The following is a 17,878-nucleotide window of genomic DNA, read 5'->3' as shown; positions in this document are numbered from 1 at the left end:
AACTGCAACAGCGCATGCACCATGCTGCCCTTGCGGAACGCCGCCTCCCGCGCGTTCCCCGCTTGAGGTGTCGGCCATCAGCCCCGCCCGCGCGCGGGAGGCGGCGTTCCGCAAGGGCAGCATGGTGCATGCGCTGTTGCAGTTCCTGCCCGATCACCCACCCGAACAGCAGGCCGAACTGGCCCGGGCATGGCTTGCCCGCCCCGCCAGCGGTCTGGACCCGCAGGAGGCCGCGACCCTTGCCGAAAGGGTCGTGGCCGTGCTGCGCCTGCCCGATCTCGCCCCGCTGTTCATGCCGCAGGCCCGGGCCGAACAGCGGCTGGTGGGCGTTGCGGGCACGCAGGTCATCATGGGGCAGGTGGACCGCATGTGCGTTCTGGATGACCGGATTGTCGTGTGCGATTTCAAAAGCGGGCGTCACGTGCCACACCGGGTGGAGGACACGCCTGTGCTGTATCTGCGTCAGATGGCGGCCTACCGCGTGCTGCTGCGCCAGATCTGGCCGCAAAAGCCGGTCACCTGCGTGCTGGTCTGGACCGAACAGCCCCGCGCGGACGTACTGCCCCCCGCCCTGCTGGACAGCCATGCCCCCCCGGGCGCTGCCCAAGGTGTCGCCCAAGGTGCTGCCCGGAGTATTCCCTAAGGCATTTCCCAAGCATTCCTCCAAGCTATTGCGCAGGGCGTGCCCAAAGCATGATCGCAGCCCCTTTCGGGTATCTCCTCCCCGCGTGGTATCGCCGGTGCGATTGGTCCCCATGCTGGCGCGCTGGGTGGCTGACGGATGTCACACAGGGTGTGGCTCGGGGTTGCGGCACAGAGTGTGGCAAGGGGGCGTGGCACAGAGGTGCGTCTCCGCGGGGGCTCCAAGGGAGTGCGCTCCATAGGGGACGCTCTACAGGAGCCACACAGGGGAGGTCACACAGGAGTGTCGCGTTGTGGGACTACGGGGTACCACGGGCGGTATCATGGGGTGGTGGCCGGTGTTCCGCCCGTGCGGTGCCCGCGGCAAGTTCGGCATCGCATCTTGACCGTGGCCCCGGCCACCCTAAGTGTAGAACTCTCATCACGCCGGACCCGTCTTGCGGGGGCAGGCACGGCGCGTGGACGTATGGATAAGGATACAGAAACATGAGTGAACATACGCTTGCTGTCAGCGATTCCAGCTTCGACAAGGATGTGCTGAAGGCGTCCGGCCTGGTGCTGGTCGACTTCTGGGCGGAATGGTGCGGCCCGTGCAAGATGATCGGCCCGGCCCTTGAAGATCTCGGCCGCGAAATGCAGGGCAAGCTGACCGTCGCCAAGGTCAATATCGACGAAAATCCCGTCACCCCCAACACCTATGGCGTGCGCAGCATTCCCACACTCATGCTGGTGCGTGACGGCAAGGTGGTGGACACTAAGGTGGGCGCGCTGCCCAAAAGCCAGCTCAAGGCCTGGGTGGAAGCCGCCGCCTGATGACCCTGCGGGGGCCTGCATGGCCCCCGCATGACAGGCCCCGGCCGGTCTGGCCGGGATAGTCGCGCCGCATGGTCCCCGGCGGGGCCGCGACAGGTCCGCCGTTTCATAAGGCTTGGCAGAACGGTGCGAGCGGCGTAATGCAGGCGGTCAGTCCGTAAAGCCAGTACAAGGTTCAACAGGTTCAAGATGAGCTGGATCACCGAATACGTCCGTCCCAAGATTCGCGGCCTTCTCAAGCGCGAAGTGCCCGATAACCTGTGGACCACGTGTGACTCCTGCAATCAGATGCTTCTGGCCAAGGAACTGCACAAGACCCTGAACGTCTGCCCGCATTGTGGCCACCACATGCGCGTTACGGTCATGGACCGCCTGAAATGGACGTTCGACAACGGGGATTTCAACCGTATCGAACTGCCGCAGGCCCCGGTCGACCCCCTGGGCTTCCGGGACCAGAAAAAATACACCGACCGCCTGAAGGATGCGCGCGCCAAAAGCCATCTGGACGAATCGCTGGTGGTCGCGCATGGCACCATAGGCGGGCACCCGGCCGTTGTGGCTGTCATGGCGTTCGAATTCATGGCCGGAACCATGGGGGCCGCCTTTGGCGAACGGTTCGTGGCCGCCGCCCGTCTTGCCATTTTGCAGAAATCCCCGCTGGTGATCTTTACCGCCTCGGGTGGTGCCCGCATGCAGGAAGGTGTGATCAGCCTCATGCAGATGCCGCGCACCACCGTAGCCGTGCAGATGCTGCGTGACGCGGGCCTGCCCTATATTGTCGTGCTGACCAACCCGACAACGGGGGGTGTCACGGCGTCCTTTGCGATGCTGGGCGATGTGCAGATGGCCGAACCCAATGCCCTGATCGGGTTCGCCGGCCCGCGCGTGATCGAGGATACCGTGCGCGAAAAGCTGCCCGAAGGGTTCCAGCGGTCCGAATACCTGCTCGATCACGGCATGCTGGACATGGTGGTGGTGCGCAAGGCGCTGCCCGCCACGCTGGCGCGCGTGATCGGCCTGCTGACCCGTGCCCCGGCCGATGTCACGGCCCCACCCCCGCGCCAGCCCCCGGCCCCCGCTGTAGCGGCCGAGTAAGCCGCCCGTGTCCGAACAGTCCGGCGCGGTGCGCACGGGTGGCCCCATGGCCGAGTTCACCGGTCGCCCGGGTGAAGTCCTTGAACGGCTCAACCGCCTGTATCCGGCCCTGATCGACCTTTCGCTCGACCGGCTCAAGGCGTTGCTGGCCCGCCTCGGCCACCCCGAGGACCGGCTGCCGCCTGTCATCCATGTTGCGGGGACCAATGGCAAGGGCAGCACCTGTGCCACCCTGCGCGCCATTGCCGAGGCAGCGGGCTGGCGGGTGCATGTCATGACCTCGCCGCATCTGGTGGACGTGACCGAGCGCTTTCGCATAGCGGGCCGGCTTGTGAGCGAGACGGAACTTGTGGCCACGCTCGAGGACATCGAACGGGTGAACGCGGGTGCCCCCATTACCGTGTTCGAGGTGCTGACGGCGGCCGGTTTCGTGCTGTTCGCGCGGCATCCGGCAGATCTGGCGATTATCGAGGTCGGTCTGGGCGGGCGGTGCGACGCAACAAACGTGCTGCGCCGGGTCGCGGCCTGTGTCGTGACCTCCATTTCGCGCGATCATGAGGCGTTTCTGGGCGAGACCCTTGGGGCCATCGCCATGGAAAAGGCGGGCATTTTCAAGCCCGGCGTGCCTGCGGTGACAGGTGTGCAGCCCCCCGAGGTCATGGCCGTGCTCAAGGCTGAGGCCCTGCGCGTGGGCACCCCGCTTGCCTGCCGGGGCGAGGACTGGACGATCAGCCCCGTGCAGCCCGGCAGCCCGGATTCCGATAGCGCGCAGGGCAGCGGCACACAGGTTCATGGCGCACGGGTTAACGGCGCACGGATCAATGACGTACAGGGCAGCGGTGCGACACGCCCCGGCCTGCTGCTGCGCGATGCGCGGGGTACGCTGTCCCTGCCGGCACCGGCCCTGCCCGGTCCGTGGCAGGTCGAAAACGCGGGTCTTGCGGTGGAAGCGCTGCGCCTGTCCGGCCTGTCCGTGCCGGAGGCCGGCTGGCAGGGTGTGGGGCGTGTGTCCTGGCCCGCGCGCATGCAGCGCCTGCACGGAGCGTTGGCGGCCATGCTGCCGCAGGGCTGGGAATTATGGCTCGATGGCGGGCATAACCCCGGTGCCGGTGCGGCTTTGGCCCAGGCCCTGCGCGACTGGTCCGACAGGCCGGTGCATCTGCTCGTGGGCATGAAGCAGACCAAGGATGCCTCGGGCTTTCTTGGCCCTGTCCTGCCCTATGCGACCGATATCTGGGCCATTTGCGAGCCGGAGCAGCATCTGGCCCTGCCGGTCGAGTCGATTGTGGCGGCCTCTGGCGGCAAGGCGCATGTCGGCCCCACGCTGGCCCGCGCTCTTGGGGCGCTGGCGGCGGAACAGGGCGGCCCCGCACGGGTGCTGATCTGCGGCAGCCTGTATCTGGCGGGTGTGGCCCTCAAGCAGGATGGCTGGCGCGCAAGCTGAACCGGCCTGCCTGCCGTAACCTGCATCCTTCGATCCGCTCCGGCCCGACGTGGTCCACCGGGCGGGACTCGGGGCCGGTCATGCGGAACGGTGGGCGCGCAGCGGGGGGCGGGGCGGCCGGTCTGTGGCAGGTGTACGGACCAGGGCCCGGAGCCTGCGCGATATGTGCGGGAAAAAAGTGGTGCCCCCAGTAGGATTTGAACCCACGACCTACCGCTTACAAGGCGGTTGCTCTACCACTGAGCTATAAGGGCACGCGGCACCTCTGTGCAGGGCCGGACTATAAGCGGCAAGGGTGCTGTTTCGTCAAGCCCTGTTTTTGGCCCGATCCATGCTTTTTGGCAACGCGGCATATTGCATCGCCTGTGCTGCTGGCGCATCTAGGCGGCATGCCGCACGAATTTTCTCAGCCCCTGCCAAGCCTTGTCCTGCACGACAGCCAGCGCCGCGCTACCGTGCCGTTCGCGCCGCTCGATCCTGCCCATGTCAAGGTCTATTACTGTGGGCCCACGGTGTATGATCTGGCCCATATCGGCAACCTGCGGGCCATGCTGACGGCGGATGTGCTGGTGAGGCTGCTGCGCCACCTGTACCCGCGCGTGACCTTCGTGCGTAACATTACCGATGTGGACGACAAGATTACGGCCCGCGCCCGCGCCAACGGCGAGGATATTGCAGCCCTGACCGCCCGCACCACGGACGATTTCCACAAGGATCTGGCGGCACTTGGTGTGCTCCCGCCCGACATTGAACCGCGCGCGACCCATAACATCGCCCAGATGCAGGACATGATCGCCCGGCTGATCGCCAATGGCCATGCCTATGAGGCACAGGGCCATGTGCTGTTCGCGGTCGGGTCTTTTGCGTCCTACGGTGCGCTGTCGGGCCGTAATCCTGACGAGCTTGAGGCCGGAGCCAGGGTGGAGGTCGCCCCCTATAAAAAAGCGCCGGGCGACTTCGTGCTGTGGAAACCCTCCGACGCGGACCAGCCGGGATGGGACAGCCCATGGGGCCGGGGGCGGCCGGGCTGGCATATCGAATGCTCGGCCATGTCGCACCGTTACCTGGGCGACAGTTTCGATATTCATGGCGGCGGGTCGGACCTGCTGTTCCCGCACCATGAAAACGAACGCGCGCAGAGCCTGTGCTGCTACCCCGGCGGGCGTTTTGCCAATTACTGGGTGCATAACGCCATGCTGCTGGTCGATGGGGAGAAAATGTCCAAGTCCCTGGGCAATTTCCTGACCATCCGCGACGTGCTGACCCAGGCCCCGGCCGAGGCCCTGCGGCTTCTGCTGCTGGGCGCGCATTATCGCTCTACCCTCAATTACACGCATGCCGGACTGCTCGAAGCCCGCCGCACGCTGGACCGGTTCTACCGCGCGCTGGAAACCTGCGGGCTGACCGGCGATACGGCGGATACGTCAGGCAGCAATGATGGCGGGCCAGCCTCCCCGGCCCTGCTGGCGGCTCTGGCCGATGACCTGAACACCCCACTGGCCATTGCCGAACTGCACGCGCTGGCCGGGCAGGCGCTGGCGGGTGACCGGGCGGCGGCGCATGCGCTCAAGGCTGGCGCGGGGCTTATGGGGCTTTTGCAGGCGACCCCGCAGGAATGGTTCCGTGGCGGTGGCGCGGGTGATGACGACACCCGGATCGAATCGCTGATCGCCGAACGGCTTGCCGCCCGCAAGGCGCGCGATTTCGCACGGGCGGACGCCGTGCGCGACCAGTTGCAGGCCATGGGCATCGTTCTTGAAGATACACGCGATGGTACAAGCTGGAGGCGCGCATGACCCCGCACATGGTCCGCACAGGCGGCAACGGGACAAAATGCGCCCGTGACGGAGTGCCGGCATGACCGGGCGTGACGGCGGCGCACCGCTGAAGCCGCTGGGCAACACGCCGGTCGTTATTCTCGTGCGCCCGCAAATGGCGGAGAATGTCGGCACCACGGCGCGCGCCATGGCCAATGGCGGGCTGTTTCACCTGCGTCTTGTCGCCCCGCGTGACGGCTGGCCGCAGGAACGGGCATGGCGCGCGGCATCCGGCGCCGACCGTATTCTGGATGCGGCGACCATCCACCCCACGGTGGATGACGCTATAGCCGACCTGCACCACGTGTTCGCCACCTGCCCCCGGCCCCGCCATATTGTCAAAACCGTGCTGACCGCGCGCGGGGGTGCCGCCGAACTGCGCGCGGCCACCCAGCGCGGGCTGAAGGTGGGGCTGCTGTTCGGCCCCGAACGCGCCGGGCTGGACAATGAGGACATGGCCCGCGCGGACGCGCTGATCCGCTACCCGCTCAACCCGGCTTTCATGTCGCTCAATCTGGCCCAGGCGGTCATGATCATGGCGTATGAATGGTGGATGGCGGTGGAAACCACACCCGAGCGCACCCTCATGACGAACGAGACCCATGTCGCCACCAAGGGCGAGCTGGAAAACTTCATGGGGCATCTGGTGCGCGAACTCGATGACTGCGGTTTTCTGCGCAACGCCCAGAAACGCCCCGGCATGGTGCGTAATCTGCGGCATTTCTTTACCCGGGGTGAGGTCACGGAGCAGGAACTGCGCACCCTGCATGGTGTCGTGCGGGAACTGGCCCACCCCCACCGCCCGCCAGAAGAGTAAGGGGCGGCATTTCCCTACCGCCCGCCACGAATCCATAAACGGGGCCATAATACGTGGCATAACATGGGGCATAAACAAAAACCCCCGCCTGTTCACAGGTGGGGGTTTTTGTTGGGTAGTCCCTGCGGCCAGTCCTCCCTGCCCATGGCTCCCTTGCGGTGGCCGTGGGTGGCGGGGTGGGGTTTAGTCGGCGGCCAAGGGCATATGCAGTTGTGCCATGGTCCTGGTCACATGGTCTTCCACCGCGTCGGTCACCTTGTCGACCTGCTTGGCGAAGATATGGTCCGCATCGGGGTAGACACGGTAGTCGACACTGACACCTTTCTGGGTGTTCAGCTTGTCCACCAGTTTGCGGATGGCCGGTTCGGGGGCCATGTCGTCCTTGCCGCCGGCAATCATGAGCCCGCTACACGGACACGGGGCAAGAAAGCCGAAGTCATAATGCGCGGCAGGCGGTGCAATGCTGATCCAGCCGGTAATTTCGGGCCGGCGCATCAGCAGTTGCATGCCCACGAACGCGCCGAACGAATATCCCGCGATCCACAGTCCGCTGGCGTTGGGGTTGACCATCTGCATCCAGTCGAGTGCGGCCGCGGCGTCAGAAATTTCGCCAATGCCGCCGTCGAACCGGCCCTGCGAACGCCCGACCCCGCGCGAATTGTAGCGCATGACCGAAAACCCCATTTTTTCAAATGAGCGGTACAGCGCATACGTCACGCGGTTGTTCATGGTGCCGCCGTGCAGCGGGTGTGGGTGCAGCACGAGGGCAAGCGGGGCGTTGGGCTCGTTTGAATGGTGATAGCGCCCTTCTAGACGACCATCCGGGCCGGCAAACATAACCTCAGGCATGTAGGTTCCGCTTGATCAGGGGAAGGCGTCCACGGGCATGACGCTTCCAGGTTTGATGACCGCTCCGGCGGGGAACGATGCCACGTTCCGGGCCAGGGCGTGCGGGGCAAAACCCGCAGAAACTTTAAGCGGCACCCACGCGTTGGCCATGCATTGATGGCGATTGCGGGTACCGGTGGTTCTGGACAGATGGTGTCTGTCGCGTGGTCATAAAAGAGGGCATGCGGGCCTGGGCGTTGACCTTGCCCGCAAGGCAGGCATAATCGGGGAACGTCATTAAGCGAATGCCATGCACGGGAATGCTGTTGTCCTGACTGTGTGACAGGATATCCCCTTTGGCGGCATGTCCTGTGGTGCTGACCATGTGGCCTTCTATAGCGACTGTGTGGCCCGGATTTCCACATAAATCGTTATAATGGCTGTCTTGCGGTCAACGCAGCCTGGGGCTGCGGCACGCCCGTGCGCCCCGCCCCGATAAAAAAGCCCGCCGGTTCGATACAGGTTCGAACCGGCCCGTGAACGGAATGTCCTGACCATGATCACCCACAGCCCCGGCGGCGTTTCTGGCGCGGAGCCGGTTTATCTGGACGCCAACGGCACCGAACCCCTGCGCCCCTGTGCGGGGGCTGCCATGCTGGATGCGGCCCGGCTGGTGGGCAACCCGTCATCTGTGCATGCGGCGGGGCGGGCCGCGCGGGCCCTGCTGGAGACCGCGCGGGGCACTCTGGCGCGGCGGCTGGGGGTGGAGGCGCTGAACTGCATCTTTACCTCCGGCGGGACGGAGGCCAACGTGCTGGCCATGCACGGGCTGGGCCGGGGCAGGCGGTTTCTTGTCGGCCGCACGGAACATGACGCGGTGCGTCTTGGCGTGCCCGCCAGCGCGGCCGGCCCGGTCGAATGGCTGGAGGTCCGGCCCGACGGGCAGGTGCGGCTGGACCTGCTGGAGCAGGCTCTGGCCCGCCCGGACGCACCGCCCGCTTTCGTGTGCCTTATGCTGGCCAATAACGAAACCGGCGTGCTGCACCCCATGGCCGATGTCGCGCGGCTGTGCGCGCGGTATGGGGCGCACCTGCATGTGGATGCCGTGCAGGGTGCCGGGCGGTTCGAAATTTCGGTACGGGATCAGGGCTTTGGCAGCATGGCCTGTTCGGGCCACAAAATGGGTGGCCCCAAGGGCGCTGGCGCCCTGCTGCTGGGGGGGCCTGCACCCACGCGGGTCGAACCCGTGTTCGAAGGGGGCGGGCAGGAACAGGGCAGGCGCGGCGGCACGCAGGCCCTGCCCGCCATTGCCGGCCTTGCCGCAGCCTTGGAGGAAGCGCTGGACACCCCGCGTGATCTGGCCCCACTGCGGGACCGGCTGGAACATGCGGCTGTGCAGGCGGGGGCCGTTGTCTGTGGCGGGGGGGCTGCGCGGCTTGCCAATACAAGCTGCCTGGCCCTGCCCGGCCGCCGCGCGCAGGGGCAGTTGATGCGCCTTGACCTGGAAGGGGTGTGCGTATCCGCCGGTTCGGCCTGTTCATCGGGCAAGGTGGCGTTTTCCCATGTGCTGGATGCCATGGGGCTGGGTGAACTGGCGGGGCAGGCGGTGCGCGTGTCGCTGCCATGGAACGTGACAGTGCCGGGGGTGGAGCGTTTCATGGCGGCCTATGTCCATATGGCCGCCGCCACGCGGGAGGCCGCAAGCCCGGTCGTGCAGGCATGACCGCGCTGTATTTCGACCACGCCGCCACCACCCCGTGCGACCCGCAGGCCCGCGCGGTGCTGATGGCGGCGCTGGAGCATGACAACGCCAATCCGCACAGCACCACGCATGATGCGGGCCTTGCCGCCGCCCGGCTGGTGGAACACGCCCGTGCACAGGTGGCCGGGCTGATCGGGGCGGAACCGCGCGAGATCGTGTTTACGTCCGGCGCGACGGAGGCCAACAACCTTGCCATCAAGGGGGCTGTGCGGCACCTCGCGGCCATGGGCAGTACGCGCAGGCGGGTGATTACCGTGGCGACCGAACATAAATGCGTGCTGCAAAGCGTTGCCGATCTGGCGCGCGAGGGGTTCGACCCCGTGATCCTGCCGGTGGAGCCCGATGGCCGTCTGGCCCCCAGCGTGCTGGCCCAGGCGCTGGAGGTACCGACCGCCCTGGTCTCGATCGCGGCGGCCAATAACGAAACCGGCGTGCTCCAGGACCTGGACATGCTGGGGGCGATCGTGCGCGAACAGGGTGCGCTGCTGCATTCCGACATGGCGCAGGCGGCAGGCAAGATCGCGGTGGACGTGCGGAAAACGCCTTTGGCGCTGGCCTCCCTGTCCGGGCACAAGCTCTATGGCCCCAAGGGGGTGGGGGCGCTGTTCGTGCGGCACCGGCCGCGCGTGCGGCTTGAACCGCTGTTTTCGGGCGGGGGGCAGGAACGCGGCTTTCGCTCGGGCACGCTGCCGGGTTTTCTGCTGGCAGGGTTTGGCGAAGCCTGTCGAATCGCTGGCACGCGCATGGCCGAGGATGCGGCGCATCTGGCCACCCTGCAGGAGATTTTTCTCGACAGTCTGGAGCGCGCCCTGCCCGGCTGCGTGGTGAACGCGGCCCATAGTCCCCGCCTGCCGGGTATTTTCAGCCTGCGCCTGCCAGCAGGCCTGCGCGCGCTGGATGTCGTGTCCGCCCTGCGACAGATGCCCCAACCCGTGCAGGCCTCGCTCGGTTCGGCCTGTTCCTCGGCCGAACTGGCCCCGTCCTACGTGCTCGAAGCCATGGGGCTGAGTGCGCAGGAGGCAGGAAGGAGCTTGCGTCTGTCCCCCGGACGTTTTACCTCAGCCGCCGATGCGCTCAACGCGGCCGGCACAGTCGCGCAGGCAGCCTTGCGGGTGCGTGCGGCGGCTCAGCCGTAAGCGGGTGCGCGATACGGGTGGCGCGACGGGTCTGGTAGCATGCAGCGCATGCAGGCCACCGCCGCCGTGGAATTTCTTTGGCAGGATTGAGAACCAATGCCCCAGATGACGTTTGTTGAACAGGACGGGACCGAACACACGGTGGATGCCCCGGTTGGCCTGTCGGTGCTGGAAATCGCGCACAAGCACGATATCGATATCGAAGGGGCCTGCGAGGGGTCTCTGGCCTGTGCAACCTGCCATGTGGTGGTGGACCCCGCCTGGGCAGACAGGCTGGGCCAGCCCACCGATGATGAGGAAGACATGCTGGATCTGGCGTTCGGCCTGGAAAAGACCTCCCGCCTGGGATGCCAGATTGTCATGACCGATGCGCTGGACGGGCTTGTCGTACGCCTGCCGCGCAAGGCCTGAACAGGCCGCAGAACAAAAAGGTAGGCCACCATCATGCGTATTCTTGTCGCCATGTCCGGGGGGGTGGACAGTTCTGTTGTCGCCGCCCGCCTTCAGGAAGAAGGGCATGAAGTGGTGGGGGCCACCCTGCAACTGTACGACTCGCGCGGGGCGGCCAAAAAAGGGGCGTGCTGCGCGGGGCAGGATATCCGCGACGCCCGGGCCGTGGCCGACAGGCTGGGCTTCGCGCATTACGTGATCGACGCCGAACGCCGTTTCCAGGACAGCGTGATCGAACGGTTTGCCGATGCCTATGCGGCGGGTGAAACACCCGTGCCCTGCGTGGCCTGCAACCAGGGTGTGAAGTTCACCGACCTTCTGGGCCTTGCGCGCGAGATCGGGGCCGAGGCCATGGCCACCGGCCATTATGTGCGCAGGGTGGAAGGCCCGCAGGGGGCCGAGTTGCACCGCCCGGTGGATATCGCGCGCGACCAGAGCTGGTTTTTGTTTGCGACCACGCGCGCGCAGCTCGATTTCCTGCGGTTTCCGCTGGGCGATATGCCCGACAAGGCCAGCGTCCGGCGCGAGGCGGAGCGTTTCGGTCTGGTGGTGGCCAACAAGCCCGACAGCCAGGACCTGTGCTTTGTCAGCGACGGCTCGTATGTCGATCTGGTGGAACGCATGCACCCCGAAATGGCCGGCCCCGGCGAGATCGTTGACCGGCAGGGCCATGTGGTGGGCCAGCATGAAGGCGTCATGCGCTTTACGGTGGGCCAGAGCAAGCGACTGGGCAACGCCGCGCGGCTGGACGGCGAACGTCAGATGGTGGTGGGGGTCGAACCGGGGCGCAGGCGCGTGATTATCGGCCCGCGTGAGGCAGCCTATACCACCATGCTGGGCGTGCGTGACGTGAACTGGCTGGTGGACGCCCCGCCCGAAGGACTGCTGTGCGATGTGCAGATGCGCGCGCGTGAAGCCCCGCGTGCGGCCCGGGTCGTGCCCGTTGCTGGCGGTGGCGCGCAGGTGCTGCTGGACGAACCCGCCATGCCCGCACCCGGTCAGGCCTGTGTGTTCTACCGTGGCAGCCGCATTCTGGGCGGCGGGTTCATCTGCCGGACCGAAGGGCTGGGAGGTTAGCTCCATCCGGCTACGCTGACCTGGGCGCCCGGCGCCTGACGGTTGTGCGGGGGGCGGGCGGCCTCTAGGTACTGCCCGGTCCGTACGGTAGGCTTGGCGCATGGGCCACGGGCCGGATGATCGCGCGACACCCCTTTTTGGGCTGTGCGGTCAGCCACCGGCTGGGGGGCGTGTTTCCTGCGGGATACGGGCGGGATTATCAGAAAAGGGATATGGCATGGCGGATGGCAGGCTGGTTATCGGCACGCAGCGATATTCGTCCTGGTCGCTGCGGGGTTGGCTGCCCGTGCGTCTGGCGGGGCTGGATGTCACGATAGAGGCCGTGCGCCTTGCGGGCGGGGGGCAGACAACCGCGCTCAAGACGCTGTCACCCAACGGGTGCGTGCCCTATCTGGAGCACAAGGGCGCCATTGTGTGGGATTCGCTTTCCATTGCCGAATACTGCGCGGAAATTGCACCCGCCCTCTGGCCTGCCGACCGGTGCGCGCGGGCTCGGGCGCGTTCCATCGCGGCTGAAATGCATTCGGGCTTTCGGGCCCTGCGCAGTGCGCTGCCCATGAACCTGGGCCGCGACAACCGCCCCGGCCCCACACCACTGGCAGAGGATACCCGCCGCGATATCGCCCGGATCGATGCGATCTGGACCGAGCAGCGTAAAGCCCACGCCCAGCAGGGGCCCTATCTGTTCGGGGCCACGTTCGGCAATGCGGATGCAATGTTCGCGCCGATTGTCTGCCGGTTTCTGTCCTTTGGCGTGGCCGCGCTATCGGCTGAATCGCGCGCTTACATGGCGGCGGTGCGCGCCCACCCGCTGATGGAGGAATGGTACCGCCAGGCTGCGGGCGAACCGCTGGACTGGCAACTGGACATGTACGAAAGCCTGCCTTGAAAGCAGGCGCAGCCTACACCCCCGGCCCCTGCGGCGGGGCGGATACAGGACCGGATACAGGATCGGCCCGTGCGGAGGCTACGCCCCTGCGGGTCATGACCGTCCTGCCGCCACGCGAGCATTTTGCCGTGGCGGAGGCCGGGGCCATAGCCATTCTGGTTCATCGCATGGCCCGCGCGGGGGAGGTTGTGGTGGGCCGCGCGCCTTCAGGCCCGCCTTACCCCGATGTGCCTTTTCTTGCCGTGCCACGGGTGTTCCTGCCGTTACGCAGGCAGGCGCGGTACGCACAAGGGGTGGCCAGACTGGTCAGGCAGGTGCGGCCCGATCTGGTCGAGGTGCATAACCGGGCCGATCTGGCTCTGGCGCTGCGCAGGTCATGCCCCGCTGTGCCGGTCATGCTTGTGCTGCACAACGATCCTTGCGCCATGCGCGATGCCGGAACCCCGGCCGAACGTGACCATCTGGCCCGGCAGGTTGCCGTGGTCGCCGTTTCGGAATGGGTGCGGCTGCGTTTTGTCAGTGGCGGCGTGCAGGCCTGCGTGTCGGTGCTGCCCAACAGCCTCGATTTTACCGCGCTCCCGGCCCCTGTCAGCAGGCGCGAAAATCTTGTGCTGTTCGCGGGCCGCGTGGTGGCCGACAAGGGGGCCGATGCGTTCGTTGCGGCGTGCAACACCCTGCTTGCCCGTTATCCCGGCTGGCAGGCCGAAATACTGGGGGCCGACAGGTTTGGCCCGCACTCTCCCCGGACCGGTTTTCTTGAACGGTTGCAGGCTGACGCCGCGAGTGCTGGCGTAAGGCTGCGCGGCATGGTGCCCCATGCGGAGGTGCTGGAGACCATGAGCCGCGCAGCCATTGTGGTCGCACCCAGCCGCTGGGCCGAACCCTTTGGCATGGTGGCGCTGGAGGCCATGGGGTGCGGTGCGGCACTGGTGGTGTCGCGCAATGGCAACCTGCCCGAACTGGCTGGTTCCGCCGCCCTTTATGCCGACCCCGACGATCCGCCTACTGTCACGACAGCTATGGAAACCCTGATGACCGATGCCGATCTGCGCGCAAGACTGGGGAACGCAGGCCGCCAGCGCGCCGCCAGTTTTGACAGCCACGCCATAGCAACCCAGCGCGCCATGCTGCATGCGGAGGTCGTGCGGGCCTGGCCGGGCAAAGGGCTGTTCCACGCATGAGCTTTGGGCGATCAGTTTGCCGGGGGTTACAATCTCTTTGAGCATGCCGTGGTGCATGACATTGTATCATTGGTCAAAGAAGAAAAACCGGATTCCTGTAATCGTCTCGTGTCTTGATATGTCCGGTTGGATGGTGAGTAATGTGATATTACGAAAGATATCGTCATAAGGAATCAATATATGCTGATTTTAGTTGAATCCACCGGAGATAAAAAAAGCGCTCAGACTCTTTTAGAGAAAAATATCAAAACAGCATTGAAACGTGTGGGAAAAAAGAATGTTGGTCATCCAGGAGGCAATGCGGACCAGATCATTTATTCAAATGGTGATGGATTGCTTTGGGTTGCATTTGGAGGGCTTACGCAGGATGAACCAACGTTAAGGTATTGGAATGCTTTTGGTCTGTATGAAGCCAAGAAAAATGCTCAGAATATTACGGTTGAAATCAATATAGCAGTCGATAGCAATACCGCGCAGGTCTCTGGATTTTTTGCCCAAGATTCTAAGACTGGTGATATTTTTCTGATGCATAGCGGAAAAATTGGTGGTGGTCGGCAAGGGATTGGCAAATCAGCATTTTTGGTGTGGTCTAAGGCCAATCGTGTTGATGTGATTGATGTCAAGGGTACTATCCGGCATGGAATTGTCATTGGTAAAATAGATCAGTCGGATTTGACGCAAAGAATTGAAAAATTTGTTCTGGATGTGAAGGAATTCAAGGATTACGCGACATCTGGAAAAATAAATTCTGATGATTTTAAAGAAAAAATGGAGGAATTTGATCGATATAGTAAAGAATTTTCCGGAAAGAAATGGGGAGAGCGAAATGATGCGTTTGAATATGTTACTTATCATGGTGAGATTGTACAAAAACTATACGATGAAAGAGTAGAAAAATTACAGAAGGGAGAAGGTGTTTTTAATTCAGTTCTTATTGATTTGTTTGTAAAAAAATATGGCGCTCTATCTGAAGTCTATGAGGTCAAAACAGGTGTCGGTCGACAAATTTTATATACTGCTATTGGACAGCTTTTAACGCATTCAGCGATGGATGGCGGTAATGTCAAAAAAATTCTGGTTGTTCCGGCGGATGAGAAAATACCAGAAGATTTTCTGAAGGCGATATCCGTTTTAAATATTCAAATACGTTTTTTCCGCGTGGTTGGCTCTGAAAGTAACAGGGTCATTGAATTGGATGAAGAGAAAAGTGGCTGGGTGAGGACATCAGGGCAGATAGGCTGAAGAGCCAAGATCAACAGTAACACCTCGTCGTATCTGACTGACATGGGGGCGGGAACTGCGCCTATATGGCTGATTTGCCATATAGGCTTTCTGGAGTGGCATTTTTGATTAAAAGGATCTGTGTCACGCACCCATGCGTTCTGCTCTGTTGGGCAAGCAATCTCGGGTGCAAAGGGTTCGGGTGTTAAAATATCTGTAACGGTCATCAAGGCTGCTGTTGCGCCAGCGGCGCATAGGCGTTGGTGCCGAACACTCAGGGCTGGGGAGGACCGTCATCCCCCTGCCATCCGCAGGCGTGCAGGGCGGGGCGCATGCCGTCGCGCGGGGGGGCTACGGCCGTGACCGGGGGTGACAGGGGCAGGGTCAGGCTGCGGGCCAGCAGGTGCAGGCCCTGTGCGTGGGGGGTGCCGTAAAGGGCGTCGCCCGTAATGGGCCAGCCCATGGCGGCGCAATGCACGCGGGCCTGGTGCGTGCGTCCGCTTTGCAGCGTCAGCTCCAGCCAGCTCTTGGTCCCCGACCGGCCCAGAACGCGCCATGTCGTGGTGGCGGGTAGGCTTTTGCCCTCCTTTGCGTTCGTGGCCTTGGGGGGCTCGGTCGTGGTGTTGGCCTGCATGCGCCAGCCCGCCGGGGTCGAGACCTTGGTCAGCGGCAGGGTAATGCGCCCGCTGTCTTCCTGCGGGTTACCGTCCACCACAGCCCAGTAGGTCTTTTGCACGCGGTGCGCGGCAAAGGCCTCCTGCAGGGTTAAAAGCGGCTGCTTGCGCAGGGCTATGGCCAGACAGCCCGACGTATCGGTATCCAGCCTGTGGGCCAGCCAGGGGCCGTCCCTGCGGCGGGACAGGCGAGGGAACCATGTTTCCACGCTGGGGCTGCCCGAAGGCCCGGCGTGCGACGGCAGGCCCGCGGGCTTGTCCAGGATCACGACATGATTGTCCTGATACAGAATGGCCGGGGCGTTCAGGGCAAAGGTACGGGCGATGTCGGACGGGCTGGGCATGACGATCAGTCCTCCCGGTTCGGGCCGACCAGCACCTTGCGCCGACCGACGTGGTCCGCGCGGCTGATGACGCCTTCCTTTTCCATCTGCTCGATCAGCTTGGCCGCGCGGTTGTAGCCGATGGAGAGATGGCGCTGGATGAAGGAGGTGGACGCCTTGCCTTCCTGCGTGACAATGGCCACGGCCTCGCTGTACATGTCGGACTCGGCGCTGTCGTTGCTGTCCTTGCGGCTGTTGCCGCCAGCCGGGGTCTCGTCCGCCGGTTCGGCCAGCACGTCGTCATCGTAGATCGGCTCACCCTGTTCTTTCAGGAAGCCAACCACCTGCTCGACCTCGTTATCGGCCACGAAGGGGCCGTGCACGCGGGTAATGCGCCCGCCCCCCTGCATGAACAGCATGTCACCCTGGCCCAGAAGCTGCTCGGCGCCCTGTTCGCCCAGAATGGTGCGGCTGTCGAACTTGCTGATGACCTGGAACGAAATACGGGTGGGGAAATTGGCCTTGATGGTGCCGGTAATCACATCCACCGACGGGCGCTGTGTCGCCATGATGACGTGAATACCCGCGGCGCGCGCTTTCTGGGCCAGACGCTGCACGCAGGAATCGATTTCCTTGCCGGCTGTCATCATCAGGTCGGCCATTTCGTCGATAATCACCACGATATAGGGCATGGGGTCGAGTGCGACCGACTGTTCCTCGAAAACCGGGTTGCCGGTTTCGGGGTCGAAGCCGGTCTGCACGCGGCGCACCACAACCTCGCCATCGGCCCGGGCTTCGGCCGCGCGGGCGTTGTAGCCCGCAATGTTGCGGACCTGCATATGCGCCATGGTGCGGTAGCGGCGGTCCATTTCGCGCACCACCCATTTCAGCGCGTTCACGGCCTTGGGCGGCTCGGTCACAACCGGGGTCAGCAGGTGGGGAATCCCGTCATAGATCGAGAGTTCGAGCACCTTGGGGTCGATCATGATCAGGCGGCATTCATCGGGGGAGAAGCGGTACAGCAGCGACAGGATCATGGCGTTCACGCCAACCGACTTGCCCGACCCCGTGGTGCCCGCCACCAGCAGGTGCGGCATGCGCGCCAGATCGCTGAAAATGGCCTCCCCCGCGATGTCCTTGCCCAGGGCCAGGGGCAACTGGCCGGGGTCGTCGCGCCAGGCGGCTTCTCCCATCAGTTCGGACAGGTAGACCGTCTCGCGCGTCTGGTTGGGTACCTCGATCCCCATGACATTGCGGCCCGGCACGGTGGCGATTCGCACGCTCAGCACCGAGAGCGAACGCGCCACGTCATCGGCCAGGCCGATAATACGCGCCGACCGGATACCTGGGGCCGGTTCCAGTTCGTACAGCGTGACCACGGGGCCAGCACTCATGCCCACAATCCGGCCCTGCACGCCGTAATCGGCCAGAACCTGCTCCAGAAGCCGGGCGGTGGCGTTCAGCGCCTCGGGCGAGGGACCAAGCTGCGAATGGGCCGGGGCGGGCCTGAGCAGGCTGATGGGCGGCAGGTCCCATCCGGCCTTGTGGGTGGGCTGCGGCCCGCGCGGTGTGGCGGCTGTCGTGCCGGCCTGTGCGGTGGCGGTCGAGAACAGCCGCCCCAGCAACCCGGCTTTGGCCGGTTTTTCGCCGGTGGCGGTCTGGGCGGGGGATGCGCCGGCGGGGGTGCCGTGGGGTGCATAAGCCGGGGT

17 protein-coding genes and 1 tRNA gene are annotated in these 17,878 nt (G+C 64.5%); 13 read left to right on the top strand and 5 right to left on the bottom strand.

The features are described from left to right. The 4 genes from ABF990_RS14180 to ABF990_RS14165 form a co-directional block, all read left to right on the top strand. Positions 1-643, top strand: a 643-nt coding sequence (locus ABF990_RS14180) for a PD-(D/E)XK nuclease family protein (protein ID WP_415506659.1), incomplete at its 5' end; no start/stop codon positions are given. Between the two features lie 485 nt (positions 644-1,128). Beyond that, complete coding sequence (trxA, locus tag ABF990_RS14175; RefSeq protein WP_415492547.1) at positions 1,129-1,455, top strand: thioredoxin TrxA; 327 nt, start codon at positions 1,129-1,131, stop codon at positions 1,453-1,455. Between the two features lie 189 nt (positions 1,456-1,644). Continuing rightward, on the top strand, positions 1,645-2,550 hold the full coding sequence (accD, locus tag ABF990_RS14170) for an acetyl-CoA carboxylase, carboxyltransferase subunit beta (RefSeq protein WP_415506658.1): 906 nt from the start codon (positions 1,645-1,647) through the stop codon (positions 2,548-2,550). 46 nt (positions 2,551-2,596) lie between these two features. Beyond that, positions 2,597-3,994, top strand: coding sequence for a bifunctional folylpolyglutamate synthase/dihydrofolate synthase (locus tag ABF990_RS14165; protein ID WP_415500849.1), 1,398 nt, complete (start codon positions 2,597-2,599; stop codon positions 3,992-3,994). 179 nt (positions 3,995-4,173) lie between these two features. Here ABF990_RS14165 and ABF990_RS14160 read toward each other — a convergent pair. Continuing rightward, a tRNA-Thr gene (locus ABF990_RS14160) sits at positions 4,174-4,248 on the bottom strand. 135 nt (positions 4,249-4,383) lie between these two features. Between ABF990_RS14160 and cysS the strand changes: the two genes are divergently transcribed. Both cysS and ABF990_RS14150 read left to right on the top strand, forming a co-directional pair. Continuing rightward, complete coding sequence (gene cysS, locus ABF990_RS14155; RefSeq protein ID WP_415492250.1) at positions 4,384-5,790, top strand: cysteine--tRNA ligase; 1,407 nt, start codon at positions 4,384-4,386, stop codon at positions 5,788-5,790. A gap of 61 nt (positions 5,791-5,851) precedes the next feature. Next, positions 5,852-6,628, top strand: a complete 777-nt coding sequence (locus ABF990_RS14150) for an RNA methyltransferase (RefSeq protein ID WP_415492249.1) — start codon at positions 5,852-5,854, stop codon at positions 6,626-6,628. Between the two features lie 183 nt (positions 6,629-6,811). On the opposite strand, the gene ABF990_RS14145 is transcribed toward ABF990_RS14150, so the two are convergent. Together ABF990_RS14145 and ABF990_RS14140 are read right to left on the bottom strand one after the other, a co-directional pair. Continuing rightward, positions 6,812-7,477, bottom strand: coding sequence for an alpha/beta hydrolase (locus tag ABF990_RS14145; protein ID WP_415492248.1), 666 nt, complete (start codon positions 7,475-7,477; stop codon positions 6,812-6,814). A gap of 124 nt (positions 7,478-7,601) precedes the next feature. Further along, complete coding sequence (locus ABF990_RS14140; RefSeq protein WP_415492247.1) at positions 7,602-7,841, bottom strand: hypothetical protein; 240 nt, start codon at positions 7,839-7,841, stop codon at positions 7,602-7,604. Between the two features lie 171 nt (positions 7,842-8,012). Between ABF990_RS14140 and ABF990_RS14135 the strand changes: the two genes are divergently transcribed. From ABF990_RS14135 to ABF990_RS14105, 7 genes are all read left to right on the top strand, one after another. Continuing rightward, positions 8,013-9,179, top strand: a complete 1,167-nt coding sequence (locus tag ABF990_RS14135) for a cysteine desulfurase family protein (protein ID WP_415492246.1) — start codon at positions 8,013-8,015, stop codon at positions 9,177-9,179. Then, positions 9,176-10,354 carry a cysteine desulfurase family protein gene (locus ABF990_RS14130; RefSeq protein ID WP_415492245.1) on the top strand — a complete coding sequence of 393 codons (1,179 nt, stop codon included), beginning with the start codon at positions 9,176-9,178 and terminating at the stop codon, positions 10,352-10,354. Before ABF990_RS14135 ends, ABF990_RS14130 begins: the two co-directional genes overlap by 4 nt. A 96-nt stretch (positions 10,355-10,450) precedes the next feature. Further along, positions 10,451-10,765, top strand: a complete 315-nt coding sequence (locus tag ABF990_RS14125; protein ID WP_415492244.1) for a ferredoxin family 2Fe-2S iron-sulfur cluster binding protein — start codon at positions 10,451-10,453, stop codon at positions 10,763-10,765. Between the two features lie 33 nt (positions 10,766-10,798). Next, complete coding sequence (mnmA, locus tag ABF990_RS14120; RefSeq protein WP_415500847.1) at positions 10,799-11,881, top strand: tRNA 2-thiouridine(34) synthase MnmA; 1,083 nt, start codon at positions 10,799-10,801, stop codon at positions 11,879-11,881. A gap of 217 nt (positions 11,882-12,098) precedes the next feature. Next, positions 12,099-12,770: a glutathione S-transferase gene (locus tag ABF990_RS14115; RefSeq protein WP_415492242.1), complete on the top strand. Its 672-nt coding sequence runs from the start codon at positions 12,099-12,101 to the stop codon at positions 12,768-12,770. 95 nt (positions 12,771-12,865) lie between these two features. After that, entirely contained in the window at positions 12,866-13,951 is a 1,086-nt protein-coding gene (locus ABF990_RS14110; protein ID WP_415492251.1) for a glycosyltransferase family 4 protein, read from the top strand. 180 nt (positions 13,952-14,131) lie between these two features. Further along, on the top strand, positions 14,132-15,193 hold the full coding sequence (locus ABF990_RS14105; RefSeq protein WP_415492241.1) for a hypothetical protein: 1,062 nt from the start codon (positions 14,132-14,134) through the stop codon (positions 15,191-15,193). Positions 15,194-15,446: 253 nt separating this feature from the next. Here ABF990_RS14105 and ABF990_RS14100 read toward each other — a convergent pair whose 3' ends face one another. Together ABF990_RS14100 and ABF990_RS14095 are read right to left on the bottom strand one after the other, a co-directional pair. Further along, the gene (locus ABF990_RS14100; protein WP_415492240.1) at positions 15,447-16,190 is read right to left on the bottom strand and encodes an RluA family pseudouridine synthase; all 744 of its coding nucleotides are present in this window, start codon (positions 16,188-16,190) and stop codon (positions 15,447-15,449) included. 5 nt (positions 16,191-16,195) lie between these two features. Beyond that, on the bottom strand, positions 16,196-17,878 hold a 1,683-nt coding region (locus ABF990_RS14095), incomplete at its 5' end, for a DNA translocase FtsK (protein ID WP_415506657.1).

It is taken from the genome of Acetobacter sp. (genome assembly GCF_047723915.1).
GTDB lineage: Bacteria > Pseudomonadota > Alphaproteobacteria > Acetobacterales > Acetobacteraceae > Acetobacter.
Note: the sequence above shows the minus strand (reverse complement) of the source record. Positions and strands in the feature narration are given on the sequence as shown.